The sequence below is a fragment of the Cupriavidus sp. UYPR2.512 genome (assembly GCF_000379565.1).
Taxonomy (GTDB): domain Bacteria; phylum Pseudomonadota; class Gammaproteobacteria; order Burkholderiales; family Burkholderiaceae; genus Cupriavidus.
Genome location: NZ_KB903149.1, coordinates 1 through 26,801, shown reverse-complemented (window position 1 = coordinate 26,801; position 26,801 = coordinate 1). Strand labels below are relative to the sequence as shown.

Sequence of the window (26,801 nt, the reverse complement as noted above, 5' to 3'; positions counted from 1 at the left end):
CATGGCGATTGATCTGAAGTATGCTGGCCCGTACGCGATCCTGACCCTGAACCGGCTAGACGCACTGAACGCGCTCCAGTTCACGATGATCGAGGCGTTGTCAGACATCCTCGACCGGGTGGCTGCGTCCGATGCACGCGCGCTCGTCATTACCGGCGCCGGGTCCAAGGCCTTCTGCGCCGGAGCCGACATCAAGGAACTGATGGACAGGGGCTTGATGGCGCAGCGCCTCGGCGCCCAACTCGGCCAGCGTACCTTCGACAAGCTGGCCGCACTACCGATTCCGTCTGTGGCGGTGCTGCACGGCTACGCCTTTGGCGGCGGGCTCGAATTGGCCATGGCCTGCACGTTTCGCATTGCCACCATCAAGGCGCGCATGGGCCTGCCCGAGATCAAGCTCGGCCTGATTCCGGGGTACGGCGGCACCCAGCGACTGCCGCGCCTGGTGGGCGAGGCGCGCGCCACCGAACTGGTGATGTCTGGGCGTACCGTCGACGCGATCGAGGCCGAGCGCTGGGGCCTGGTCAACCGTGTCGTGCCCGAAGGCCCGCCGGAGGAACTCGGCAAAACCTTCATGGAGGACTTCATCGGCTACAGCCGCTGCGCGTCACTCTTTGCCCGCGAGGCCGTCTCCCGCGGCATGGCCACCACGCTGGCAGAGGGACTGGACATTGAAGCCGATTTGTCCACCCTTGCCTACCAGACTGCCGATGCAGCGGAAGGTATGCGCGCATTCCTGCAAAAACGCACTCCGGAGTTCAAAGATGCCTGAGATCAACGGTACGGTCATCGTGACGGGCGGAAGCCGCGGGATCGGTGCATCCATTTCAGTCGAGCTTGCCAGCGCGGGCTTGCACGTCGCATGCCTGTCTCGCTCCGGCGACCTTCCCGTTCTGCAAGGACTGGACGAAGCAGTGACAGGCCGGCTGCGCGCCATGCGCTGCGATATCACTGACCGGGACTCGGTCCAGGCCGCATTCGCCGCAGTGCCTGAGATGTTCGGCCAGCCGGTGGTGGGATTGGTCAACAACGCCGGTATCCATCTGCAAGGCGCGTCCTCGACCTTTCCGATTGCGGATTTCGAGCGCGTGATGACGACCAATGCCACCTCGGTGTTGCTCGCCAGCCAGGCCGCCTACCCCTACCTATGTGAGAGCGACTCGTCGCTCATCGTCAATATCGGATCGTTCTACGACAAGCTTGGCGTCAAGGCCAACGCCGCTTACTGTGCGTCCAAGGCCGCTGTAGGGGCGATCTCTCGGTGCCTTGCCGTGGAATGGGCCCGCAACGGCATCCGCGTACTCAATATCGCCCCCGGGTATATCGAGACGGATCTGAACCGGGAAGAGCTGAACGGCGAGGCGCTCCAATCGTTCCTAAAGAAGCGCATTCCGGCCGGCGGCCCGGGGCAAGCCGCGGACATAGGGCGCCTCGTCACAATGCTGTTCCTGTTGCCCGGACGCTTCCTGACCGGCGAAACACTCTATGTCGACGGCGGCCAGGGCATGGCCCTTTGATAAAGGATGCACTCATGAACATTCTGGAACGACTGGACGCCCGCCTGCCCCTCTCCGACGAAGAACGCATGATCCTGGACAGCGTCAGGGAGCTATGTGAAACACAGATCGCGCCGCGCGCCGCCGACTATGACCGCACCGGTGCCTTCCCGTGGGAGAACGTGCAGGCGATCAACGCGCTGGGACTGAACGCGATGTTCATTCCCGACGTCTATGGCGGCTCGCAGCTCTCCTATCTCTGCTATCTCGCTTGCGTGCGGGAGATCTCCAAGGCGTGTGCTTCGACCGGCATCGTCTGGGCGACGAATTTCCATGCCATCAAGCCGCTGATCGAGTACGGCAGCGAGGAACAGAAGACCCGCCTGCTGCCGAAGATTGCCGAGGGCGGACTCGCTTCGCTGGCGATCACCGAGCCATCGGCTGGTTCCGACGCAACGGGCATGCGCACCAGCTTTACCCCGGACGGGGAAGACATTGTCATCGAAGGTGGCAAGACCTTCATCACCAATGGCGACGTCGCTGACCAGTACTTACTCTTCGGCAAATGGTCGGAGATCAGTGATCCGAAAGCGGCAATTTCTGTACTGCTCCTGGAGAAAGGCACCGAAGGGCTGCGCGTGCTGGGCACGGAGCACAAGATGGGAACGCGCGCATCCAGCACTGCTAGCCTGGCTTTCGATGGCTGCCGAGTTCCGCGCGCCAATCTGATCGGCAATCCGGGGGATGGTCTGCGCATTCTGTTCGGCTCGCTCAATCGCTCGCGACCCAGCGTCGCAGCGCATGCGCTCGGCATCGCGCGCGCCGCCTTTGAGGATGCCGTTGCGTATATCAACGAGCGCCGGCAATCGGGCAAGCGGATCCTGGAGTTCCAGGGCATCCAGTTCATGCTGGCCGACCTCGCCTCGGAGCTGGCGCTATGCGAATCGTGGCTATGGCGCGTCGGCGAGATGGTCGATGCCGGCGAGCAGGACTTCGGCGTGGAAGCCTCGATGCTAAAGCAGCGCGCGTCGGATGCCGCCATGCGGATCACTACGGATGCGGTGCAGCTCCTCGGCGGCTACGGGTATTGCAACGACTATCGGGTTGAGCGGCTCATGCGCGATGCCAAGATCACGCAGATCTGGGAGGGCACGAACCAGGTGCATCGCCAACTGATTGGACGCAGTTTCTTGACGAAGTAGGAGACAACGGTGACAACTATTCAGACCGTCGGCGTGGCTGGCGCTGGCACCATGGGGGCCGGAATCGCCATTGTGGCTGCCCGCGCAGGATTTCGCACCATCGTGTTCGACGCCAGGCAAGACGCACTCGATCGCGCCAGAGACCAGACCGAGGCTTTCCTGAAGAAGTCAGAGGAACGCGGCAAGCTGCCGCAGGGAGCGGCCGCCGAAGCATTGGCCCGCTGGCAAGGCACCTCCGAACTCGCAACGCTTGCACAGTGCGACATCGTTATCGAGGCCGTGTTCGAGGATCTCACTGTCAAGCACCAATTGTTCCAGGCGCTCGACCGGGTGTGCCCGGAGCGCACCATCTTTGCGTCGAACACCTCCACGATCTCGATTACTGAGATCGCCGGCGGCTCAGGACGACCGGACCGCTTTGTCGGCATGCACTTCTGTCTGCCGGCGCAATTGATGAAGCTGATCGAGATGTCTCCCGGACTGGCCACGTCCGACGGAACCTTCCAGCGAGCCTGGGCCTTTGCCGAAGCCATGGGACAAAAGCCCGTGGCCACGCAGGACACGCCGGGTTTCATCCTCAACTACTTTCTGATCCCCTTCAACAACGACGCCATCAGGTTGGTCGAGCAAGGCGTGGCCGAACCCGCCGATATCGACCTGGCCATCAAGACCGCGCTTGGATATCCAATGGGTCCGCTCGAACTGCTTGACCTGGTCGGCATGGATACCCAGAAGCTGCTGTGCGAGGCCATGCATGGCCTGACCCATGAGCCGCGCGCCGCCTGCCCACCGCTGGTACGGCGCATGATCGCAGCCAACCGCCTCGGCAAGAAAACCGGCGAGGGCTTTCACGTCTACGGCGATACCAAGATGTTCGGAGCCTGATATGCAATATGAGATCGTACATGCCGGCGAGAGCCGCTCTTTCCCAGCCCCGCACACTTTCCTGGAACAATCCACGGTGGATGGTGAGGGCCTGGTCTACCTCGGCGCTGACGCCGGCGCCGCCTATGCCCGCGGTACCGGCCATGAGGGCCGGACCTTTGTGGCCATCGAGCTCGATATGGAATGTCTGGGCTTCCATACCGGCGAAAGTAGCGGCGTGGAAGGATCGAATGTCGTTGGCTTCGCCCGCTTCCGCCTGGGCAAGGCCGATCCCAGCCCGCTGGTGGAACTGGTGCGGCAACCGGGTACCAACCGCGAGGCGATTGAGTCCGCCAAGGCAGCATTCCAGGCCAGCGGCCTGGTCGTGGCAGTCTGCAATGACTTTGCGGGACGCATCGTCGATCGGCTGATCCGGCCCTACTTCAACGCGGCGCTGCGGCGCCTGGATGAAAAGCTGGCCAGCGCTGCGGACCTGGACAAGACCTTGTGCCTGGGCCTCGGCTATCCGGAAGGCCCCATCTCGCTGCTGGAGCGCACCGGACTGGCACAACACTACGCTGTCACGCAGGCGCTCTACGAGGCGCTCGGCCAGGAAGCTTATGCGCCGGCACGCCGCGCCCGAGTTGCTGCGGAACGGGCCAAGGCAGGCACGCCATGACACAACCACTGACTGGCGTGAAAGTGCTGGATTTCAGCACCTTGCTGCCCGGACCGCTATGTTCTCTGCTGCTGGCCGAAGCAGGGGCCGAGGTCATCAAGTTCGAGCGGCCCGACCGTGGCGACGAGATGCGGTCCTACGAGCCCAAGGCGGATCATGACAGTGCCAACTTCGTGCTGCTCAATCGCGGCAAGAAATCTGTCGCCATCGACCTGAAATCGCCGGGGGCGATCGACAGTCTTGTGCCACTGATCCAGGAAGCCGACGTCCTGCTCGAGCAATTCCGGCCGGGTGTGATGGGCCGGCTGGGTCTCGGCTATGCAGATGTCGAGAAAATAAATCCGCGCCTGGTGTACTGCTCGATCACAGGCTTTGGCCAGCACGGCCCGAGGGCGAACGAGGCCGCGCATGACCTGAACTACGTCGCAGCCGCGGGCATGCTGTCGCTGGCCATCGGAACTGACGGCAAGCCGGGGCTGCCGCCGGCGCTGATCGCTGATATCGCCGGCGGCGCGTATCCGGCCATGATCAATATCCTGCTAGCGCTGCGCCAGCGCGAACAGAGCGGCAAAGGCATTCATTTGGATATCGCCATGGCTGACAACCTATTTGCGTTCCAGTACTGGGGACTTGGCTCGGGTGCCCTGGGCCAGTGGCCCCGCCCTGCCTCGGACCTGGTGACCGGCGGCTCGCCGCGGTATCAGGTCTACCGGACCGCCGATGGCGAGTTCCTTGCCGCGGCACCCATTGAAGAAAAGTTCTGGGGCAACTTTACCGCGCTGATCGGCCTGGACGCTGCGGCACTCAACCGGCTTTCGTCGGCGGATGCGACCGAGGCTGTCGCCGCTGCCGTGAAAAAACACACGGCTGACTACTGGATGGACCGCTTCGCGGGACAGGACGTTTGCACCAGCCGTGTGGTCAGCCTGGAGGAGGCTATCGCTGACCCGCATTTCGCTGCACGGCATGTGTTTGACCGGACAGTAGAAACTGCGGCCGGCGCCACATTGCCCGCGCTACCCGTTCCCGTGGACGCGGCTTTCCGCAGCGTAAGCCTCACCCAGACCTCACCCGCCCTCGGCGCGGACAACAATTTTCTAAAACCATAAGGTCCATTCGATATGAAAGCTATCGTTATCCAGGAATTCAATGAGCCCGAGCACCTGTCCATCGGCGAGTTGCCGGATCCGGTGCCCCCTGCCGATGGAGTCTTGATTGAAGTCCGAGCCGCCGCGGTCAACTATCCCGACCTGCTGGTGGTACGCGGCAAATACCAAGTTCTGCCTGATCGCCCTTTTGCCCCAGGCAAGGATGCAGCCGGAGTCGTGCGCGCGGTCGGCAGTAACGTCAAGGCATTTCGCCCGGGTGATCGCGTCGTTGCGCAACTCGAGTATGGCGCATTTGCCGAGCTCGTCAGTGCCAACGCCGATTCCTGCTTCCGGATCCCGGACGCTATGTCATTCGAAGATGCGGCGGCCATGGGTCTGGTCTACCAGACTGCGTACTTCGCTCTGGTCGAACGGGGCGGATACAAAGAAGGGGAAACGGTGCTGGTGACCGGGGCAGCCGGTGGCGTCGGTTCCGCAGCGCTGCAGATCGTTAAGGGACTTGGCGGTACCGCCCTCGCCGGCGTCAGTGGCGCCGCGCATGCGAAAATCGCCAAGGATATGGGGGCGGACGCCGTCATTGACCTCGCGGCACCGAATCTTCGAGATGCCCTGCGCGACCAGGTTCGCGCGGCAACGGTAAACCACGGCGCGGATGTGCTGCTCGAAACGCTCGGCGGCGACGTCTTCGACGCTGCCTTGCGCGCGATGGCATGGTGTGGTCGCGCGGTCGTCATTGGTTTTGCCGCTGGCCGCATTCCGGAAATCAAGGCCAATTACCTGCTCGTCAAGAACATCAGCGTAGGCGGCCTGCAGTGGAGCGACTATCGGGAACGGCAGCCCGCGAAGGTCCATGCGGTACAGGAAAAGCTTTTCAAGCTGTATGAGCAAGGGGCTCTCAAGCCGCCGATTGCCGCCGTGCTGCCACTAGCTCGCGCCGGTGAGGCACTTGCCAAATTGGCTTCTGGACAAGCTGCCGGCAAGTACGTTCTCACCCTCAACTGAAATCGAGCTTCGAGATACGGGGTCGCCTGCGTTGCATGGCGGCCCCGATTTCTATCCGACTTCCCTATAGCGGGACGTCCTGACACTCCGATATGAACCGACAAATGAACGTCATTTCCAACTCAACTAAGCGGATTGAAGCCGTGGGCATCGTGGGCACCGGCGCCATGGGCCGCGGCATCGCGCAGATTGCCGCGCAGGCCGGCTTGACCGTCAACCTGTACGATGCCAACCCGCAGGCCGTGGCCACCGCCCGCCAGTATCTGCGGGACACACTGGCCAAGCTGACCGAAAAGGGCAAGATCAGCGCGGCCGATGCCGAGGCCACGCTGGCCCGCGTCAAGCTCTGCGGCGCACTGGAAGACCTGGCCGCGAGCGACATGGTGGTGGAAGCCATCGTCGAAAAGCTGGAAGTCAAGCGGGATCTGGTGGCCAAGCTGGAAGCCATCCTGCGTGAGGACGCCATCATCGCCTCGAACACGTCCTCGCTGTCGATCACGGCGATCGCCGTGGGCGCGCAGCACCCGGGCCGGATTGCCGGCTATCACTTCTTTAACCCGGTGCCGCTGATGAAGGTGGTCGAGGTCATCGACGGTCTCTCGGGCGACCCCGCGGTGGGTGACGCGCTGATGGCACTGTCGCGCCGCATGGGCCATACGCCGGTGCGCTGCAAGGACATGCCGGGCTTCATCGTCAACCATGCCGGGCGCGGCATGAACATCGAAGGCCTGAAGGTCGCGCAGGAGGGCGTGGCCGAGTTTGCCGACATCGACAACATCATGCGCGAGCAGGCCGGCTTCCGCATGGGGCCGTTCGAGCTGATGGACCTGACCGGGCTCGATGTGTCGCACCCGGTGATGGAATCGATCTACAACCAGTTCTACCAGGAGCCGCGCTACCGCCCGTCACCGATCACGGCGATCCGCGCGGTCGGCGGACTCGTCGGCCGCAAGGCCGGCGCCGGCTTCTACCGCTACGTGGATGGCCAGCAGCAGGTCCCGGCCACCGCCGCCGTCCCGTCGGCACGTCCGGCCAGCGTGTGGGTCAGCCGCGCCAGCGAACGCGGTCATGTCATGGCGACTAAGCTGCTCGGCGCGCTGGGGGTGACGCCTGAGAGCGGCGACCAGCCTTCGGCCGACGCGCTGATCGTCGTCACGCCGCTTGGCCTCGACGCCACGACCACCGCTCTCCAGCAAGGGCTGGACGCCTCGCGCACGGTGGCCATCGATACCTTGCTGCCGTTCGAGTCCACCAAGCGCCGCACGCTGATGACCACGCCGGCCACCAGCGCCGCCGCGCGCGACGCCGCGCACGGACTGTTCGCGAGCGACGGCGTGCCGGTCACGGTGATCCGCGACTCGGCCGGCTTCGTCGCCCAGCGCGTGCTCTGCTGCATCATCAATATTGCCAGCGATATCGCGCAGCAGTGCATCGCCTCGCCCGCGGACATCGACCTGGCTGTGAACCTCGGCCTGGGCTACCCGAAGGGCCCGCTGGTCCTGGGCGACGCCGTCGGCCCGCAACTGGTGCTGGAGACGCTGCGCAACATGGAAGCGCTGACGGGCGACATGCGCTACCGTCCGAGCCCGTGGCTGTGGCGCCGCGCCGGCCTGGGCCTGTCACTGCTGGCCCAAGGCGCCTGACGCCAGGCTCCCCCAACGATGCAATGGCGCCGCCCAGACTGCTGGCAGCGCCATAATCTTGTACCGCTACCAACACCCGGGCATAGTACCGAAGTCTTACATCCGCTTCGGCCCGCGTCTCATCCGCGCGAGCACCTCCCCCATGATGCCGCGGCGGAACGTAAGCACGCATACGATAAAGATCGTCCCGGTCACCAGTGTGACCGACTCGCCCAGCGTCGCAAACCATTCCAAACCGGTCATGCTCGCCAATCCTGCGCCGATCTCGCCAAGCTTATTCTCGAGCACAACGACGACCAGTGCACCAATCACCGGTCCCGTGAGCGTGCCCATGCCCCCGACTAGCGTCATCAGGATTACCGATCCCGACATGGTCCAGTGAACATCGGTCAGCGTCTCAAAGCCGAGCACCAGCGCCTTCATTGAGCCCGCCAAGCCAGCAAGCGCCGCTGACAGAACAAAGGCCAGCAGCTTGAAGCGGTTTGCGTCGAAACCCAGCGACACCGCGCGCGCCTCGTTCTCCTTGATCGCCTTGAGCAGTTGTCCGAACGGCGAATGAACGATGCGCACAATTAGCGCGAAGGCAGCCACAAAGATCGCAACGACAACGTAGTAGAACGTCATGTCCGAGAATAGTGGTAGTGCGCCAAAAAGGCTGCCCCGCGGGATTCCCTGCATCCCGTCTTCTCCGCCGGTGACCGGCGTCTGCAGGCAGACGAAGAAGAACATCTGGGCCAACGCTAGTGTGATCATCGAGAAATAGATGCCTTGCCGGCGAATGGCGAGCGCGCCCATCAGCAATCCCACCACCGAGGCCGTCGCCACGCCGGCGACAAGGCCGACCTCAGCGGAAACGCCCCAGGTCTTCATGGCATATCCGGTGACATAGCCTGCACCGCCAAAGAACGCAGCGTGGCCGAATGACAACAGACCGGTAAAGCCAAGCAACAGGTTGAAAGCCGCAGCGAACAGAGCAAAGCAAAGAATCTTCATCACGAAGATTGGGTAAACGCCTGCCTGTGGCGCAAGCACCAGCAGAATCAGCATTACCGCGCCTGCGTACCTGGACATCCGCGCGGCGGAACCGCTGGCGAGTCTAGTGGGGGCCGCAAGCCGAGGGGTGGAGAAGTATCCGCTCATCATTTTTCCTTACCAAACAGTCCTGCAGGCCGAAACAACAAGACAATGACCATTACGAGAAACACCACGGTCGATGAGGCTTCCGGGTAGAACACCCTGGTCATGCCTTCGATGACCCCTAGGCCGAGGCCGGTCAACACGGCGCCAAGGATCGAACCCATGCCGCCTATCACCACCACGGCAAACACCAAGATGATCAGGTTCTGCCCCATCAGCGGTGACACCTGAGTGACTGGCGCGGCGAGCACGCCGGCGAGGCCGGCCAACGCCACCCCGAACCCATAGATCGCCGTAATCAGCAACGGCACATTGACGCCAAACGCCTCCACGATCTTCGGGTTCTCCGTCCCCGCGCGGAGCACTGAGCCAAGCTTTGTCTTCTCGATCAGGAACCAGGAACCCAGGCACACTGACAGGGACGCCGCGACGACCCAGGCGCGGTAGGTTGGCAGAATCATGAAGCCAAGGTTTGTTCCGCCGGAGAGCGCCTCGGGAGTCGAGTACGGCAGTCCAGAGACCCCATAGGCCGAGCGCAATACACCTTCCACCACCAGCGTCACGCCGAGAGTCAGCAGCAAGCCATAGATATGGTCCAGCTTATAGATGCGTCGCAACAGCAGACGCTCCAGCACCACGCCCAGAACGCCAACAGCAAGTGGCGCCAGTAGCAGCATCATCCAGTAGGACAGTCCCAGATAGGTGGTACCCATCCACGCCAGCACCGCACCCAGCATGAATAAAGCGCCATGCGCGAAATTGATGACGTTCAACAAACCAAAAATCACTGCCAGGCCGAGGCTGAGCATGGCGTAGAACGCACCATTGACCAGCCCGAGCAAGACCTGCGATAGCAACGACTGCAGCGGTATTCCGAAGATTTCAATTGGCATCGTCAGTCTCACACACCAAGTAGTTCGTTCAGCACCAGCATCTTCGCTTGCAGCTCATTGGCCGCGAAGCGCTCGACGATGCCGCCATGCTCCATCACATAGAAACGGTCCGCCAGCGGCGCGGCGAAGCGGAAATTCTGCTCCACCATCACCACCGTGTAGCCCTTCTGCTTGAGCATCAGGATCATGCGCGCNAGCGCCTGCACGATCACCGGCGCCAGGCCTTCGGAGATCTCGTCGAGCAGCAGCAGGTTCGCGCCGGTGCGCAGAATGCGCCCGACCGCGAGCATCTGCTGTTCGCCACCCGACAGACGCGTGCCCTGGCTCTGGCGGCGCTCCTTCAGGTTCGGAAACATCTCGTAGATCTCGGCCTCGCTCATGCCTTTGCTGCTGTCCGCGCCCTTCAGCACGGGCGGCAGCATCAGGTTCTCCTCGCATGAAAGGCTGGAAAAAATTGCCCGTTCTTCCGGGCAGTAGCCAATGCCGTAGTGCGCAATCTTGTGCGTGGGCAGGCCGATGGTCTCGTGGCCGTTGACCTTGATCGAGCCCTTGCGCGCGCCGGTCAGCCCCATGATCGCGCGCAGCGTCGTGGTGCGGCCGGCGCCGTTGCGGCCGAGCAGCGTGACCACCTCGCCGCGGTTCACGGTCAGGTCCACGCCNTGCAGGATGTGCGATTCGCCGTACCAGGCGTGCAGGTCCTTGATTTCGAGCGCGGGTACATTGGATGTCGTCATGTCGATGGCCTCCTCAGTGCGCGCCTTGCAACTCGGCGTCGGCGGTGCCCATGTAGGCTTCCATCACGCGCGGGTCCTTCGAGACCTCCGCGTACGGGCCTTCGGCAAGAATCGCACCACGCTGCAGCACGGTGATCCTGTCGGCGATCGACGACACCACGCTCATGTTGTGCTCGACCATCAGGATGGTGCGGCCTGCCGAGACCTTCTTGATGAGCTGCGTGACACGGTCCACGTCCTCGTGGCCCATGCCCTGCGTCGGTTCATCGAGCAGCATCAGCTCGGGCTCCATGGCCAGCGTGGTGGCAATCTCGAGCGCGCGCTTGCGTCCGTACGGCAGATTCACCGTGACGGTCTGCGCGAACTCGGTCAGGCCGACCTCGTCGAGCAGCTCCATGGCGCGGCCGTTGAGCACCTCGAGCGAACGTTCGCTGCGCCAGAACTGGTACGCGGTGCCGAGCTGGCGCTGCAGGCCGATGCGCACGTTCTCCATCACCGTCAGGTGCGGGAACACGGCCGAGATCTGGAACGAGCGGATCACGCCACGGCGTGCGATCTGCGCAGGTTTTTCGCGCGTGATGTCGACGCCATTGAAAAGGATGGTGCCGGTGGTCGGCTCCAGGAACTTGGTGAGCAGGTTGAAGCAGGTGGTCTTGCCGGCACCATTGGGCCCGATCAGCGCATGGATCGAGCCGCGGCGCACGCGCAGGTTGACGTCGCTCACTGCCGAGAAGCCTTTAAAGGCCTTTGATAGTTGCGTTGTCTGCAGAATGATATCTGACATGGAAAGGGAAGCCCGCGGGGTGAAGGACAAAGCAAGGGCTTCCGGTGGTCGGCGCCACCGGGATACCCTTCATGGAAAATCAGGATGCAACGCGGCGCGTCACCCTTTCAGGGGGCATGCGCTCTGTGCCAGCGGTTCAAACGCCTTGTCCTTCGGAATCACCTTCCGGATCTTCATCAGGTCCCATTCTCCCTTGGACTCCGCCGGTCCTTTGGCTTCAGCGAGGTACATGTCGTGGACCATCTGCCCGTTGGCCTGGATACGGCCGCCCTTGGCAAAGAAGTCATTGATGGGCGTCTCGCGCATCTTTGCCATAACCTTGTCGGGATCCGCGCTGCCAACTGCCTGCACGGCCCTGAGGTAGTGGGTCACGGCCGAGTACATTCCAGCCTGGACCATCGTCGGCATCATCTTGGTCTGCGCGAAATACTTCTTGCCAAACTCTCGAGTCTCGTCGTTGTAGTCCCAGTAAAAGGCCGTCGTGAACTGGAGTCCCTGCGACGCCTTCAGGCCCATGCCCTTCAGGTCGCTATCGAAAATCAGCAGGGGTGCGACCACCTGCTTTCCCTTTCCCAGCCCAAACTCCGCAGCCTGGCGCACCGCATTCTGGGTGTCGCGGCCGGCATTGGCCAGCGCGATGACCTGGGCCTTAGACGATTGCGCCTGCAGCAGGAACGAAGCGAAATCCGAAGCGGCGAGCGGGTGCCGGACCCTTCCGGTCACCCTCCCGCCAGATTGCTCGACCACCGCGGCAGCGTTGGCTTCCAAGGAATGTCCGAAAGCATAGTCAGCAGTCACGAAGAACCAATCCTTCTTGCCTTCTTCGACGATCGCCCGCGCCGTGCCGTTTGCCAGCGCATAGGTGTTGTAGACGTAGTGCACACCGTAGGGGGAACACTGCTTGCCCGTCAGCTCGGTCGTGGCCGAACCCGCAAAGATGGTGATCTTCTTCTTGCTGGCACCGAGCTTCTGCAGCGCGAGCGCCGACGCCGAGTCGGTGGATTCAATGATCATCTCGACGTTATTGCGGTCATACCACTCGCGCGCGCGGGTCGCGGACACGTCGACCTTGTTCTGGTAGTCGGCGCTCAGGACTTCGACGGGTCTGCCGAGGACCTTGCCGCCAAAATCCTGGACCGCCATCTTGACCGCTGCGACCCCGCCCGGGCCGCCAATGCCTGAGTACACGCCCGTCATATCTACGAGGGCGCCGATCCGGAAGGGCTCCTCCGCCTGCACCGGGTGGCCGAGCATTGCCAGGCAAGCCAGCGCGCAGCACCGTAGTCTTCATGAATGTCTCCAGTCGTACGTTATCGTCGTGGACTGCCGCTGAGCGAGCAGTTCCTTCCTTTTCGCAATAACGATGCCAGCCCTTGAAGGGCCGAAAATCACCAGAAATTGGCGATTTCTGTGTTTTCGCTGACTGGGCAAGGACATTCGTGCCCACGTACATGTCCTTGGAAACTACAGTCCTATTGTCCTCGGTTGCGGCGACAGCAGTTCAGGACTCGACCACGAAGCGCCGGTGTCCAGCGCCCGCACGCGCACATCGATGCCGTACAGCCCAGACCACGGCGCGCATTGCCTTGCCACCATGGCGCTGGACGGTACGCGTGCAATGCTCAAATGCCGCATCGTCGGGAAAATACCGAAGCTCCGCGGCACTGCCGAGAATCACCGCGATATCGAGGGGCGATTCATGCTGGATAGCCAGCGCAAGAAGGTGGCCAAGCCGCCGCGTCATTCCGTTGACGTCGTCATGCTTTTGCTGCCTGGCTTCCGATTGGATGGCACGCACCGCAGCCCGAATGTGATGAAGCATCTCTGCGACCCTCATTTCGGACTGCATCGGCTGTACCGATTGTGTTGCGCCCGCCACCGTCCACTCCTTTTTTGCAGCGTCGTCTTGGACTATCAGAACAGTTCGGGTTGGATGGCCAGCACGCTATCTGCACCATGCAAGATGCGATGCCGGTGTGCTCCGGCCTGCGCGAGAACGTGCTCCGCGAAGAAACACGCGGTAGCCACCTTCGCGTCCATGAACGGCTTATCCTGACCACGAGCCGAGAGTTCGTCGGCAACAAGCAACGCGCGTGCCAACTGCCAGCCCGCCACCAGCTCGGCCGCGAGGGTCAGGTAAGGAACACTTCCGGCATAAGCCGCATTTGGATCTTGCAGACCCTGCTGAACGACATACTCGACAACATCGAGGAACGCCTGTCGCGCAAATGCCAGGCCGGCGCGGACGGAAGCAGCGGCCTCGCCATCCCGTTGCGCAAGCTGCGCCTCAGTCAGTTCGATTTGAGCGGCAATCGACCGCGCGGTGGCGCCGCCATCTCGGATGGTCTTGCGACCCACCAGGTCATTTGCCTGAATGGCTGTGGTGCCTTCATAGATCGGCAGGATGCGGGCATCACGGTAGTATTGCGCGGCGCCGGTTTCTTCGATGAAGCCCATGCCGCCATGGACTTGGATGTTTAACGACGTGACCTGCACGCCCATCTCGGTGCAGTAGCCCTTAATCAGCGGCAGCAGGAATTCATAGAACGCATGCTGCGCCACCCTGACGCCGGCGTCAGGGTGGCGGCAGGCTAGATCGTCGGCGCCGGCCGCGACGAGCAGCATCGCCCTGCAGCCTTCGATGCGCGCCCGCATCTCCATCAGCATCCGCCGCACATCCGGATGTCCGATGATGGCGACGCTGCTTGAGGCCGATCCATCCACTGGGCGCCCCTGGACGCGTTCTCTGGCGTACGCCACTGCTTGCTGGTAGGCGCGTTCCGCAATCGCGACACCTTGCACGCCGACGGCAAAGCGTGCCGAGTTCATCATCTGGAACATGTACTCCAGGCCGCGGTTCTCCTCGCCAATCAGATAGCCCGTTGCGCCGCCATGCTCCCCATACTGCATTACCGCGGTTGGACTCGCCTTGATGCCCAGCTTGTGTTCGAGACTGGCGGCGTGGACGTCATTGCGTTCGCCCAGGCTTCCGTCCTCCTGGACGAGAACCTTCGGTACCAGGAACATGCTGACGCCCTTGATGCCCTCCGGCGCGCCCGTGACCCGCGCGAGCATCAGGTGCACAATGTTCTCGGTCAGGTCGTGGTCGCCGTAGGTGATGAAGATCTTGGTGCCGAACACCTTGTAGGTGCCGTCTTCCTGCGGCTCGGCACGAGTACGCACCAGCGACAGGTCACTACCTGCCTGCGGTTCCGTCAGGTTCATGGTCCCGGTCCACTGGCCGGAAACCAGCTTGTGCAGGTACGTCTGGCGCATGGCCTCCGAACCGACTGCGGCCAGCGCCGCAATGGCGCCGTCGCTGAGCAAAGCGCACAGAGCAAAGCTCAGGTTGGCAGAGTTCACCATCTCAGAGCACGCTGCGCCGATCACCTTGGGCAGCCCCTGCCCACCGTATTGCGGAGGATGCTGGACGCCCAGCCATCCGGCCTCCGCGTACTGCCGGAAGGCCTGCCTTGCGCCAGGGCTGGTCTTTACGACTCCATCGACCAGCGTCGGCGGCTCGCGGTCGCCACTTGCGTTCAGGGGGGCGATCACTTCCTCGTTGAAGCGCGCGCACTCCTCGAGCACTGCCGCCGCAGTCTCGATGCCGGCTTCGTCGAATCCCTCCAGCCGAACAAGCTCATCCAGACCGGCCAGGTGCTCAATGTTGAAAAGAAGGTCCTTGAGCGGTGCAACGTATGTCATGGGGGGTCTCTCGTATAGGGTGGACGCGCCGCGCGATTCAGCTCCCGGCCAAAGCGCGGGTGTCCGCGAATGGCTGCACGACACAAGAAGAAGATTTGATCTGCGCCCAGAGGCAGGGCAATGTCATATGTGCAGCGAGATGCCGGTGGCGGCTGTGGATGCCGCCACCGGCACCTGCATATCAACGTCCGGCGAAGCGGGGCGCTCGCTTTTCGAGGAACGCGTTAATGCCTTCGGCGGCGTCATCTGTTTGCGTGGCCAGGACAAACAGGTCAGCTTCAGCTCGCAGGCCATCCTCAAGGCTAAGCGTTGCCGCACGTCGGACCGCCTCTCGGGCAAGGTGAACCGCGGCGGGCCGCCCGTCGGAGAGCGCGGCGAGGAATGCCAGGCCAATGTTCATGACATCTCCATCCTCGACCAGTTTGTCTACCAGGCCGATGGCCAGCGCCTCGTCAGCAGAGACAAGACGGCCGGAGAGGATCAGCTCCATCGCCTTCTCGGTTCCCACTAGGCGCGGCAGACGCTGGGTCCCGCCATAGCCGGGTATCAGGCCGAGCTTGATCTCCGGCAGACCAAGCTTGGCGCCGACGACTGCCACGCGATGACTGCACGACATTGCCAACTCCAAGCCACCGCCCAACGCCGGCCCGCGGATCACCGCCACCGTCGGAATCGACAATGCAGCCAGCTTCGCGAAGACGCCCTGCCCAAGCGCCGCGCCATCAAGATGCTGTGATGCGGTCCTGCCTTGCAGTTCGGCGATGTCAGCGCCCGCGCAGAACGCCCGCTCGCCAGACCCGATCACCAGCACGGCGCGGGCCTCAGACCGGGCGATGGTGTCAATGTGCAGTGACAATGCCCTCAGCATGTCAGAGTTCAGCGCATTGAGTGCCCCCGGTCTATCCAGGGTGAGCACCGCCACGCCGTCGGCATAATGCAGGCCGACCGTCATGACTTGCTCTCCCCGCTGTCGCCCGCAACCTTACCCTGGTAGACGTCACGGAAGCGCGGCTTGCGCTTCTCCAGGAAGGCATGGACGCCCTCTTGCGACTCAGCGGTGCCGTAGTACAGCGCCAGTGCCTGCATACCCAGCCCGCCGATACCGCGGATCGAATCCGTGTCGGCATTGAAAGAGCGCTTGGCAATGGCCAGCGCGGTCGGGCTCATCGCGAGAATCTCCTGGCACCACTTGTCGACTTCGGCATCGAGCTGGTCGGCCGGCACCACGGCGTTAATGAGACCCATGGCCAGCGCCTCCGCAGCGGAATAGCGTCGGCACAGGAACCAGATCTCGCGGGCACGCTTCTCACCGACGACACGAGCGAGCAAGGCGGTGCCGAAACCCGGATCGACCGAGCCGACCTTCGGACCCACCTGGCCGAATTGCGCGGTCTCAGATGCGATGGCAAGATCGCAACAGGTCACGAGCACATTGCCGCCGCCGATGGCATAGCCATTGACACGTGCGATCACGGGCTTCGGGCATTCACGGATGATGCCTTGCAGTTCCTCCACCGGCAGGCCGATCACGCCGCGGCCATCGTAACCACCGTCGTGCGCCGATTGGTCGCCGCCGGTGCAAAAGGCCTTGTCGCCAGTGCCTGTCAGCACGACCACACCAACCGACTTGTCCCAAGATGCCGCGTTCAGCGCGTGGATAAGTTCGTCACAGGTACGGCCACGAAAGGCGTTGTACTTCTGCGGACGGTTGATGGTGATGCGGGCCACACCGTCGCGCACTTCATAAAGGATGTCAGAATATTCGCTCATGGTTCTCAACCGTGCATAGTCAGGCCGCCAGAGACACTGATGACCTGGCCGGTAATGAAGTTGGCGTCGTCGCTGGCCAGGAAGGCCACCATGCCGGGAATGTCTTCGGGCTGGCCCAAGCGCTTGAGTGGAATCGCGCGCTTCAGGCCTTCATAGATCTTCTGGCCGAACTCACCCTCACCCAGGAAGGACTGCAGCAGCGCGGTATCGGTGGGGCCGGGGCACACCACGTTGACATTGATGTTATTGCGCGCGCATTCGCGGGCGATAGTCTTGCTGAAAGCGATGACACCGCCCTTGCACGCCGAGTACACCGATTCGCCCGACGAGCCGACCCGGCCCGCATCCGAGGAAATATTGACAATCTTGCCTTGCTTGCGCTTGACCATCCAGGGCAGCACGGCGTGGTGCAGGTTCAATGGCCCCAGCAAGTTGATGCCGATCACTTTCTGCCAAAATTCCGGGGTGGTCTCCAGGAACTGCATGGCGACGTCCCAGCCCGCGTTGTTGATCAGCGCATCGATGCCGCCGTGCTTCTCAGCAACCTTGCCGATCGCATCGGTCACGGCCGCGTGATCGGTAATGTCGAGCTGGAGCTGCGTGAATTGCCCGCTGTGATCCTTCAGCTCTGCGCTCAGATTCTCCAGCGCGGCTGCATTGACATCCACCGCGACCACATGCGAACCCTCTTCGCAGAAACGCTTGCACAATGCCTTCCCGATGCCGCCGGCGGCGCCAGTGATCACAACCACCTTTTCGTTTAAACCTCGCATGATGCTACCTCCTGTTTTCAGTCCTACTAAATTCGTTTCGACAAAATTTCCACAGCCATCTTGCGCAGGGCAAACTTCTGGAGCTTGCCCGTTGCCGTACGCGGCAGCGGTTCGAATATCACGTGTCGGGGCGTCTTGAATCCCGGCAGCCGATGGCGGCAGTACTGGATGATGTCTTCCGCGTCGAGCGTACCGGCGTATTCGGGCTTGAGCTCAAGCATCGCGCATGGCACCTCGCCCCACTTCTGGTCGGGCACGGCCACGACTGCCGCGTTCTGCACTGCCGGATGGGTATAGAGAATCTCCTCCACCTCGAGGGAGGAAATGTTCTCGCCGCCAGAAATAATGATGTCCTTGGCCCGGTCCTTGATTTCGATATAGCCATCGGCGTGAACAACGGCGAGGTCACCAGTGTGATACCACCCGCCGGCAAACGCTTCTTCGGTGGCTTGGGCATTTTTGAGGTATCCCTTCATGGCCAGGTTGCCGCGGAACATGACTTCGCCAATGGACTTGCCGTCGCGGGGAATCGGGCTGAAGGCGGCGTCGACAACCATCATCTCTTCCATCACCACGCTGCGCACACCTTGACGCGAAAGATGTGAGAAGTACCCATCCTCGCCCTGGTCCAGCCATTCCCGTTGCGGCTGGCAGAGCGTGTTGACGCCATGCATTTCCGTCATGCCATACACATGCATCAGCGAAAAGCCTAGCGCCGAGATCTTGCGCAGCACCGCCGTCGGCGGCGAAGCACCAGCACAGACGATGCGGATGGGCCGTGATGGCTTCGACCAGCCGTCCGGCTTGCCATCGACCAGGAAATCGAGAACGGTCGGCGCGCAGCATAGATGCGTCACGTTATGCTCTGCGATGGCGTCGTAGATGTCCTTTGCCACCACCTTGCGCAGGCAGATATGAGTGCCGCCCATGGCCGCCATGGCCCAGGCAAAGCACCATCCGTTGCAATGGAACAGCGGTAGCGTCCACAGGTAGACCGGGTCAGCGCCAACCAGTCCGGCATTTATCGATTGGCCCAGGGCGTTCAGATAGGCTCCGCGATGGTGATAAACCACGCCCTTTGGGCTGCCGGTTGTGCCGGAGGTGTAGTTCAGCGCGATGGCATCCCATTCGTCTTCGGGATAACACAACTCGACGTCAGCGGCCGATGCCAGGAATGCCTCATAATCGACAGCGCCGACTGTGTCCTCCGAGCCGGAGGCCGGGTCGAGGATGTCAATCACCTGGATCGGCATACCGGTCTGCGCCACCGCCTCGCGCACGGTCGCGGCGAATTGGGTATCGGCCAGCAGGATGCGCGTTTCCGAATGCTGCAAGATGAATGCAATGGCGGGCGCATCCAGGCGGATATTGATGCTGTTCAGCACGGCACCCGAAAGCGGCACGCCAAAGTGGGCCTCCAGCATCTCGGGAACATTCGGGGCAAGGATGGAAACCGTGTCGCCCCGCGCCACGCCGGCGGTGATTAGCGCCCGGGCCAGTTGATAGCACCGGTCCGCGTACTGGCGCCACGAATAGCGCCGATCGTGATAAATGACCGCATCCCGGTCGGGGAACACGTCCGCCGCGCGTCGCAGGAAATGCAGCGGTGTGAGGGGCACGAAGTTGGCCTGGCATTTCCCCAGACCTTGATCGTATTTCGTCAGCATTGGTGTCTCCGGCTGCTGCATTTGCTCAAACTGCGACGGCCAGTCGGGTGGCCTGATCGATGGCGCGCAGAGCATCCAGCTCGCTGGCAACATCGGCACCCCCGATCAGCCTTGGCTCCGCGCCGCGGGCCTTGAGCTGGTCGTAGAGATCGCGATTAGAGTTCTGGCCCGCGCACAGCACTACGTGGTCCACCGGCAGCACATGCGCCTTGCCATCCACCGTGTAGTGCAACCCTTCGTCGTCGATGGCGTCGTATGTGGCCCCAGCGGTCATCGCGATATTGGCCTTGCGCAGCTTCGCCTTCAGGATCCACCCGGTGGACTTACCAAGGCGTTTGCCGAGCGGTTCTGCCTTGCGCTGGAACATATGAACGCTGCGCCGTGGCGCCCCATGGTCGGCCGCAGCCGCAAGCCCGCCGGAGCTTACGTTTGTTGCATCCACGCCCCAGGCGCGGAAGAAGGCATGCGCGTCGAGAGATTCCTCGGCATCACCGAGCAGGAACTCGGCGACATCAAAGCCAATGCCACCTGCACCGATAATGGCGACGCGTTCACCGACCTCGACCTTGCCGGACAAGACATCGATATACGAAACAGCCTTGGGATGATCCACACCGGCAAACTCCGGCACACGCGGCAGCACACCTGTCGCCAGCACGATCTCGTCGAACGCGCCCGCGATCAGTTGGTCAGCAGTGGCCGGCTTACCCATTTGCAGCGTGACGCCAAGCTTCTCAAGGCGCACCCGGAAATAGCGCAACATTTCGTGGAATTCGGCCTTGCCCGGTACCGACTTGGCCAAGTTCAGTTGCCCGCCCAGTTGCTGCTCGGCTTCAAGCAGCGTAACGTCGTGGCCGCGCTCCGTAGCGTTGATAGCAAACGCCATCCCGGCGGGTCCGCCGCCGACCACTGCGATGCGTTTGCGCTTCGGCGCGAAGCCGATTGGGAATTCGATTTCCCTACCGGCGCGCGGGTTAACCAGACAGGTCGCCGTGCGCTCGGTAAAGATGCGGTCCAAACACGCTTGGTTACACGCGATGCAAGTATTGATCTCGTCCGTAACGCCCAGGCGCGCTTTCTTGGCGAAGTCCGGATCCGCCAGCAGCGGCCGAGCCATCGAGACCAAGTCCGCCACGCCGGACGAAATCAATTCCTCGGCCACTTGCGGCGTGTTGATGCGGTTCGATGCCATCACCGGAATGGCTACCGATTGCTTGACATTGCGAATGGCTTCGCGCCATGCCGCGCGCGGCACCGTGGCCCCGATCGTCGGTACGGCGGATTCATGCCAGCCGACACCGGTATTGATCAGATCCGCGCCTGCGGCTTCGATCTGCTTGGCGAATGACGCGATCTCCGCGCCGTTCATGCCACCTTCGACCAAGTCGATCGAAGAAATCCGATAAATCAGCATTGGGTTGCGACCCAGTCGCTCCCGCACCGCACGCACCACCTCGAGAGGGAAACGAATACGCCCCTCGAAGCTGCCGCCGAATTCATCGCTGCGCTGGTTGGTCAGCGCGGCGGTGAACTCATTAATCAGGTAACCCTCCGAACCCATGATTTCCACGCCATCGTATCCAGCCTCGATGGCAAGGGCCGCCGTATTGACAAAGTCGGCGATGGTGCGCCAAACCTCCTCGGTGGTAAGCGCGTGCGGGGAGAACGTATTGATCCGAGCCTTGCCCGGCGACGGCGCCACGCAATTCGGCACCTTCGCATAGCGACCGGCGTGGAGAATCTGCAGCACAATCTTGCCGCCGGCGGCATGGACCGCTTGCGTGACGACCTGATGTTCCTCGAGCTGGTCCGCGCTGTTGAACAGCGGCCCGCCCTCCTCCATGACACCTTCCGGATTCGGGGAGAAGCCACCACTTAGGATCAGCCCGATCTCACCTGCGGCACGTGAGGCGTAGAACGCTGCCAGACGCTCATTGGGGCGGTCCAGTGTTTCCAGCCGCGTATGCATCGCACCCATAACCATGCGGTTCGGAAGTACGGTTGTGCCGACGTTCAGCGGCGTCAGGATCTTGTCGAGCGTCTCCATGGGGTGTCTCGTTATTTAGTGAGTCGGTGGAAACATACTAGGCAGGCTTCTCAATTACGTCAAGATCATGATGTATATTTTGGCGCAGACCCGGGGAAACCCCTATGAAAGCGAGGCGCTTGTGGATCTCTAGCCATGAGGAATTATCAGCTACCTGCTAGAAGCCGCAGCGCATGTCAGCAGATGGAAGTATCCGCGTCGCGAGAAAAAGCGCCTTATAGAGCGCATTAAAAGATTGAAAACCAAAGGAGAGAGGCCAAAACCTGCTCAGTGGCCTCGTCCTTTACAGACGTGCCGGCGAAGTACCTCCTTAACAGGCCGAAAGTATATGTATCAGCATCCTGCTTTATCTGAAGGCCGTCGTGAGGTTCGTTCGGCATCAAACGCAACCACATCACCTAATTGCACAAGGTCAATTACATGTCATACTTAAGCGTAGCGCGCCGCCCGATCGCGAAGCTTTATGGGGAGGCAACGTTGCAGGCACTGGCATGACTCGGCAGGTTGCGTCCAGCACGGGAACATTGTCGTAAACCGGTAGGTCCCGGCGCCTTAGAATAGACGGCGTTGCAGTTTTTGTTTTGCGCAGGACCAGCGCAGCCTTCAGCCTCTCATGACGAACTTCGACCCCTCTTACGACCAATCCGTCTCGTCAATCCATAACCGTCTGTTTTTTCGCTTGTTCCAGGCCGGTAATACGCTGGACCGACAGACCATCAAGACGCTTGGCATCACGACGGTACAATGGTCCGTACTGGGCGCACTATCACGTCCACAGGTGGCTGACGGCATGTCTTTTTCCGACTTGGCGGAATACCTGGTCGTCAGCCGGCAGAGCCTGGATGGCGTACTGAAAAGGCTGGAACGAGAGGACCACGTTATCCGCGTGGCAGACACCGTCGACCGGCGGGCCAAGAAGGTGGTGCTGAGGCCCAAGGGCCGGGAATTCTGGAACAGCCTGCAGCCTAAGATCTATGAGTTTTACCGTCAGGCATTGACCAGCTTTCGCTTCGATGACAAGGTGTCACTGGTTCACTTCCTGAACCAGCTCAATGCCGGAATGACTCATGTCAATCTGGACGAGGAGCACGTCGAGGAGAATTCAGACGAGCGGGCGCCCTCCTGGCATGCCTGATCTCCTCACGACCGCCCCGGAATCGGCCAGGCGTTTCCGTCATGCATCACATCAGTTTCATTTGCTTTGCGGCTTCGCGCAACTCCGGCCTGAATTTTGGATGGGCCAGGCCAATTAACGCCTCCGCTCGCTGCCTTGCCGATTTCCCGCGCAACTGCGCCACGCCAAACTCCGTGACGACGTAATTAACATCGTTCTTGCTCGTGCTCACATGGGTACCCGGAGAGAGCACCGGAACGATACGCGAAATGGCGTCATCCTTCGCTGTCGATGGCAGCACGATGAAGGCCTTGCCCCCCGACGAGCGATTGGCTGCTCTGACAAAATCGGACTGTCCACCCGTCCCAGACACCGGACTGAACCCAAGCGTCTCGGACCCGCACTGGCCGATCAGGTCGATCTGCAAGGTCGCATTTATGGCCATTAGATTGTTGTTCTGCCCGGCCAGGTAAGGATCGTTAGTAAAGTCCGCTGGATGCAGCTCCACCGAGGGATTTCGGTCCATGAATTTATAAAGCGTGCTCGAACCCAGCGCAAACGTCGCGATTGTCTTGCCCTTCAGATAGTTCTTGCGCCGGTTGGTCACCACGCCGGCCTCGATCAGACGCAGGATGCCATCTCCCAGCATCTCGGTATGGACGCCCAGGTCGCGCTTGCTCATCAATTGCATGACCACCGCATCGGGAATGCTGCCGTAGCCGATTTGCAGCGTCGCCCCATCAGGGATCATCTCCGCCACATAGCCGCCAATCGCTTCCTGCACCGCACCGATCGCCGGCAAGCCGACCTGCGCGAGGGGCTCGGTGCCTTCAACAATCGCGGCAACCTCCGAGAGATGGACCTGGCAGTTGCCATTGGTAAACGGCACATTCGGATTGACCTCCAGTATCACGGCGCGGGCCTCGCGAATCGCAGCCATTGTGTAATCCGCGGCCAGCCCGAGCGAGAAGTAACCATGTTCGTCCATGGGAGACGCGAGGCTGAACACCACGTCAGCCGGATTCAGCCCTTGCGTGAAAAAGGATGGCAGCTCAGAGAAATGCATGGGGATGTAGTCATGCAGACCGTCCTGCCCACCCTGGCGCGACGCAGGGCCGAAGAAATAGGAAAGGTGGCGTACGTGCGCAGAGGTGACAGGATCCTCATACCCGTATTTCCTCAGCGGCAGGATCTGGGCAACCGTCACATCCGCATACCGCCGGCGCTGCTCCGAAAGCGCGGTCAGCAGTCGCGGCGGCTCAGCAGGTCCCGTAGGTACAACGATAGTATCGCCGTCACGGACCAGACCGATGGCATCCATGGGTGCCATGCATTTCTGGCTGAGCAGGTGATCGAATTTCATGGCGTCTCCGATATCGTTATCCAGGCAAACCGTCGAGGGCTTGCTCTTGTTCAGTGCCCGCGCCGCGCGGGCGAATGCCGCCCGGCCGTGCGGAGGCCATCCGCACGGCCGGGGAAAGTCGCGTCGAAAAAGTGTGCTAAGTGAGCCGGCTCAGCGGCCAGTGAACTTGGCCGGGCGCTTCTCGGCAAAAGCGTTCACGCCTTCCTGATAATCCTCGCTCCAACCCATTTCGCGAATGAAGGTGGCCTCCATCGAGAGCTGTTGCTCTAGGGTGTGGCCGCGGGCAGCGTGCATTAGCTGGCGCGTGCGCACCAGCGCCTTAGTGGGCATGGTGGCCACCTGGTCGACAAGGCGCCCCACCTCCTCCCCGAACTGAGCGTCGTCGAACACTTGCCAGATCAGGCCCCATTCGGCGGCCTTCTCCGCTGGCAGCTTATCGGCCAGATAAGCGAGACCGATGGCGCGCGACATCCCGACTTTGTGCACTAGGAACCAGGTGCTGCCGGTATCCGGCGTGAGTCCGATTCGAGAAAACGCTTGCAGGAAATAGGCCGACTTCGCCGCCACGACGAGGTCACAGGCCAAAGCCAGCGACGCACCGCCGCCAGCCGCGAGCCCATTCACGGCGGCAATGGTGGGTACCTGCAGGTTCTGCAAGCGCATCACCGTCGGCTTGAAATGCCGCTCCACCAGCGCACCGATATCCGGCAGCTTGCCCTCCACAATCTGCATCGCGGGATCGGCAAGGTCCTGCCCGGCACAGAAGGCTCGGCCAGCTCCGGTCAGGACCAGAACCCGCACTTCCGGGCTCCCCTCCACGACGGCTAGCGCCTGACCAAGCTCGATCATGGTTGCCTCGTTGAGGCTGTTCAGCTTGTCTGGCCGGTTCAGCGTGATCGTTGCTACGCCCTCTTTGAGAGTCAACTCGATGTTGGTGAAATTCATGATAGGGTCCCTATGGGTTGCTTTGCCGATTTGCCGCTGGCCCGCTCAATCGTGTGCAATAAATGCTCGGGCAGAACGAGGCAATCGTAGGATCCCGATTGAAGTATGTCAAGATCATTACTTATTTGCGAGATGGTTAGCAATTCACCTCGCGATTTCCCGCGCTTTGTCGACTATTCTCGACATCATGCTGTCATGTGTGAGGCATGTGGGTGGCCAATACATGGCTCTTAAGAATTGCTCACACCCCTGGACTGTCGAGTTCGGGTCGAATCGATCTCCGCGGGCCCTAGTTTCCCCATCGAGGCAGGACCGAACCTTAATGGCAGCGGTGTCAGCCACCGCGGCATGACAAGGCATTGATCGCAGTCCGATACAGGCATGACTGAGCCATCGCGTCTGACCTGGTATCGCGACAGCGCCCTGCGCTACACGCACTTGTAGCCGCGCTGCTCCGGGCCTGCGAGCTCAATGGACTAGGCTGCGCGCGATTGTCATCATGGCGGCCGTCCGAGATCGCGAACCAGAAAAAACGCTGGCCGACTGAGGATCCTTCCTCAAGTCGACCAGCCCGGGAGGATGCTAGAGAGCTACGCAGTCCCGCATCTACCCTACCATGCTAGGAATCCGGTCCGCCGCACTATAACGCTGTGTGGCGAGCCGCGACTCCACCGAGACGCTATGTCGAGCGAGACTTTGCCGCTCGACCCCGGCGATCTTAGAAGACCTGTCGGAGACCGATCGTCACGCCAAACTGGTTTTGGCCTGGATTCGTGTTCCCAAACGTCTTCCCGTTGTCGTAGAACCCAAGGTTGGAGGTACCTTTGTTCTTGATATAGCCAAGCGATGCATACGCTCGCGTTCTCTTCGAGAACGCATAGTCAGCGTTCAGGGTAAAGAGCCATGGGTCATTCCCTGTGTTCTTAAAGTCCTGATAGTAGGCCGCAGCAGCAAGAGCAAGCGCAGGTGTCGCTTGCCAGTTCACCCCCGTCCAATACAGATTGCCTCCCTGATTTGAAGCACCGGCGATGGAACCTGGAATCACGCCCCCGTGATAGCCTCGAGCCCATCGATAACCACCGAATAGCTTCACACTGCCGACCACATAGCTCCCCGCGCCAGAGAACCGTCGCGCGGTGGCATCGGGGTTTAGAGTCGTCGTACCGGTATTAACCTCGTCGTATGCGACGCCGACGCTGAGCGGGCCAGAGTCGTAGGTCACATAGCTGCCAAAACCGCGCCCCAGCTTGGGAGCGCCCGGCACTTCGCTGCCATTTGCGACCGAGCTGTCAGCACCAGCGCTGTAAAACGCAGAAACCTTCAATCCACCGAAACCACCTACGTACTTGATCGAGTTGTCCGCTCTGGCCGTAAACGAGGTATCTTGAGTCACTACGCCATATCGCGGTGCCAGTGCCAGGGGATCATAGTTGCCAACATAGTCGTACAGCGAGGTGTTCTGCCGTCCGAGGAGCACGCTTCCCCATCCGGACTGAATGCCTACGAATGCCTGTCGCCCAAAAAGGCGGCCCCCTTGCAATGATTTTCCCGTGTCGATATCGAATCCACTCTCCAACACGAATAGTCCTTTCAGACCGCCTCCCAAAGAGGTGGCACCGTTTGTTCGGACAGGGATCCGGAGTTTTTAAGTGGAAGCGCTGGGGCAGTCAGGCTGCCGATTTGATCGCTGGCAGCGTGGCGAAGTATGCCTCATCCGGGGTCTGGTCCGCCAGACTGGAATGGGGCCGTCGTTGGTTGTACCAGGTTAGGTAGTTAGCGATAGAGCGGCGCGCATGGCTGACCGAGTCGTAGGCTTTCAGGTAGACCTCCTCGTATTTGACGCTGCGCCAAAGGCGTTCGACGAACACGTTATC

At 61.6% G+C, this 26,801-nt stretch carries 25 protein-coding genes; 9 read left to right on the top strand and 16 right to left on the bottom strand.

From position 1 onward, the window contains the following. Position 1: 1 nt before the first annotated feature. The 8 genes from A3A5_RS0124130 to A3A5_RS0124095 all read left to right on the top strand — a co-directional run bounded on the left by A3A5_RS0124130 (position 2) and on the right by A3A5_RS0124095 (position 7,995). Positions 2–772 carry an enoyl-CoA hydratase/isomerase family protein gene (locus A3A5_RS0124130; RefSeq protein WP_026201070.1) on the top strand — a complete coding sequence of 257 codons (771 nt, stop codon included), beginning with the start codon at positions 2–4 and terminating at the stop codon, positions 770–772. Continuing rightward, positions 765–1,517, top strand: coding sequence for an SDR family NAD(P)-dependent oxidoreductase (locus tag A3A5_RS0124125; RefSeq protein WP_018313062.1), 753 nt, complete (start codon positions 765–767; stop codon positions 1,515–1,517). Before A3A5_RS0124130 ends, A3A5_RS0124125 begins: the two co-directional genes overlap by 8 nt. Positions 1,518–1,531: 14 nt before the next feature. After that, entirely contained in the window at positions 1,532–2,698 is a 1,167-nt protein-coding gene (locus A3A5_RS0124120) for an acyl-CoA dehydrogenase family protein (RefSeq protein WP_018313061.1), read from the top strand. A gap of 9 nt (positions 2,699–2,707) precedes the next feature. Further along, positions 2,708–3,583: a 3-hydroxyacyl-CoA dehydrogenase family protein gene (locus A3A5_RS0124115; RefSeq protein WP_026201069.1), complete on the top strand. Its 876-nt coding sequence runs from the start codon at positions 2,708–2,710 to the stop codon at positions 3,581–3,583. Between the two features lies 1 nt (position 3,584). Then, positions 3,585–4,241 carry a 3-hydroxyacyl-CoA dehydrogenase family protein gene (locus A3A5_RS0124110; RefSeq protein WP_018313059.1) on the top strand — a complete coding sequence of 219 codons (657 nt, stop codon included), beginning with the start codon at positions 3,585–3,587 and terminating at the stop codon, positions 4,239–4,241. Further along, on the top strand, positions 4,238–5,350 hold the full coding sequence (locus tag A3A5_RS0124105) for a CaiB/BaiF CoA-transferase family protein (protein WP_018313058.1): 1,113 nt from the start codon (positions 4,238–4,240) through the stop codon (positions 5,348–5,350). Before A3A5_RS0124110 ends, A3A5_RS0124105 begins: the two co-directional genes overlap by 4 nt. A 12-nt stretch (positions 5,351–5,362) precedes the next feature. After that, the gene (locus A3A5_RS0124100; RefSeq protein WP_018313057.1) at positions 5,363–6,352 is read left to right on the top strand and encodes an NADPH:quinone oxidoreductase family protein; all 990 of its coding nucleotides are present in this window, start codon (positions 5,363–5,365) and stop codon (positions 6,350–6,352) included. A 104-nt stretch (positions 6,353–6,456) separates the two neighbouring features. Then, positions 6,457–7,995: a 3-hydroxyacyl-CoA dehydrogenase gene (locus A3A5_RS0124095; protein ID WP_018313056.1), complete on the top strand. Its 1,539-nt coding sequence runs from the start codon at positions 6,457–6,459 to the stop codon at positions 7,993–7,995. Between the two features lie 96 nt (positions 7,996–8,091). On the opposite strand, the gene A3A5_RS0124090 is transcribed toward A3A5_RS0124095, so the two are convergent. The 12 genes from A3A5_RS0124090 to A3A5_RS0124035 form a co-directional block, all read right to left on the bottom strand. Then, positions 8,092–9,066, bottom strand: coding sequence for a branched-chain amino acid ABC transporter permease (locus A3A5_RS0124090; protein WP_035813606.1), 975 nt, complete (start codon positions 9,064–9,066; stop codon positions 8,092–8,094). Between the two features lie 68 nt (positions 9,067–9,134). Further along, a complete protein-coding gene (locus A3A5_RS0124085) occupies positions 9,135–10,019 on the bottom strand; it encodes a branched-chain amino acid ABC transporter permease (RefSeq protein ID WP_026201067.1) in 885 nt (294 codons plus the stop codon). 14 nt (positions 10,020–10,033) lie between these two features. Next, positions 10,034–10,759 (bottom strand): ABC transporter ATP-binding protein, encoded by a 726-nt coding sequence (locus A3A5_RS0124080; RefSeq protein ID WP_018313053.1) that lies wholly within the window; start codon positions 10,757–10,759, stop codon positions 10,034–10,036. A gap of 13 nt (positions 10,760–10,772) precedes the next feature. Further along, complete coding sequence (locus A3A5_RS0124075) at positions 10,773–11,543, bottom strand: ABC transporter ATP-binding protein (RefSeq protein ID WP_026201066.1); 771 nt, start codon at positions 11,541–11,543, stop codon at positions 10,773–10,775. 99 nt (positions 11,544–11,642) lie between these two features. Beyond that, positions 11,643–12,797, bottom strand: a complete 1,155-nt coding sequence (locus A3A5_RS0124070; protein ID WP_018313051.1) for an ABC transporter substrate-binding protein — start codon at positions 12,795–12,797, stop codon at positions 11,643–11,645. Between the two features lie 247 nt (positions 12,798–13,044). Beyond that, complete coding sequence (locus A3A5_RS0124065) at positions 13,045–13,380, bottom strand: hypothetical protein (protein ID WP_018313050.1); 336 nt, start codon at positions 13,378–13,380, stop codon at positions 13,045–13,047. Between the two features lie 77 nt (positions 13,381–13,457). Continuing rightward, a complete protein-coding gene (locus A3A5_RS0124060; protein ID WP_018313049.1) occupies positions 13,458–15,248 on the bottom strand; it encodes an acyl-CoA dehydrogenase in 1,791 nt (596 codons plus the stop codon). A gap of 181 nt (positions 15,249–15,429) precedes the next feature. Continuing rightward, positions 15,430–16,200: an enoyl-CoA hydratase/isomerase family protein gene (locus tag A3A5_RS0124055; RefSeq protein ID WP_018313048.1), complete on the bottom strand. Its 771-nt coding sequence runs from the start codon at positions 16,198–16,200 to the stop codon at positions 15,430–15,432. After that, positions 16,197–17,018, bottom strand: a complete 822-nt coding sequence (gene badI, locus A3A5_RS0124050; protein WP_018313047.1) for a 2-ketocyclohexanecarboxyl-CoA hydrolase — start codon at positions 17,016–17,018, stop codon at positions 16,197–16,199. The genes A3A5_RS0124055 and badI overlap by 4 nt, the downstream gene beginning before the upstream one ends. 5 nt (positions 17,019–17,023) lie before the next feature. Continuing rightward, positions 17,024–17,791: a glucose 1-dehydrogenase gene (locus A3A5_RS0124045; RefSeq protein WP_026201063.1), complete on the bottom strand. Its 768-nt coding sequence runs from the start codon at positions 17,789–17,791 to the stop codon at positions 17,024–17,026. 26 nt (positions 17,792–17,817) lie between these two features. Continuing rightward, positions 17,818–19,458, bottom strand: coding sequence for an AMP-binding protein (locus A3A5_RS0124040; RefSeq protein ID WP_018313045.1), 1,641 nt, complete (start codon positions 19,456–19,458; stop codon positions 17,818–17,820). Between the two features lie 25 nt (positions 19,459–19,483). Continuing rightward, positions 19,484–21,505 (bottom strand): FAD-dependent oxidoreductase, encoded by a 2,022-nt coding sequence (locus tag A3A5_RS0124035; protein WP_018313044.1) that lies wholly within the window; start codon positions 21,503–21,505, stop codon positions 19,484–19,486. Positions 21,506–22,118: 613 nt separating this feature from the next. Between A3A5_RS0124035 and A3A5_RS0124025 the strand changes: the two genes are divergently transcribed. Then, on the top strand, positions 22,119–22,640 hold the full coding sequence (locus A3A5_RS0124025; RefSeq protein ID WP_018313042.1) for a MarR family winged helix-turn-helix transcriptional regulator: 522 nt from the start codon (positions 22,119–22,121) through the stop codon (positions 22,638–22,640). Between the two features lie 46 nt (positions 22,641–22,686). On the opposite strand, the gene A3A5_RS0124020 is transcribed toward A3A5_RS0124025, so the two are convergent. The 4 genes from A3A5_RS0124020 to A3A5_RS0124005 form a co-directional block, all read right to left on the bottom strand. After that, positions 22,687–23,982, bottom strand: coding sequence for an acetyl-CoA hydrolase/transferase family protein (locus A3A5_RS0124020; RefSeq protein WP_018313041.1), 1,296 nt, complete (start codon positions 23,980–23,982; stop codon positions 22,687–22,689). A gap of 150 nt (positions 23,983–24,132) precedes the next feature. After that, the gene (locus A3A5_RS0124015) at positions 24,133–24,927 is read right to left on the bottom strand and encodes an enoyl-CoA hydratase-related protein (protein ID WP_018313040.1); all 795 of its coding nucleotides are present in this window, start codon (positions 24,925–24,927) and stop codon (positions 24,133–24,135) included. A gap of 718 nt (positions 24,928–25,645) precedes the next feature. Next, complete coding sequence (locus tag A3A5_RS39310) at positions 25,646–26,563, bottom strand: porin (RefSeq protein WP_081623978.1); 918 nt, start codon at positions 26,561–26,563, stop codon at positions 25,646–25,648. 31 nt (positions 26,564–26,594) lie between these two features. Continuing rightward, a partial coding sequence (locus A3A5_RS0124005) for an integrase core domain-containing protein (protein ID WP_018313038.1) occupies positions 26,595–26,801 on the bottom strand: 207 nt, incomplete at its 5' end.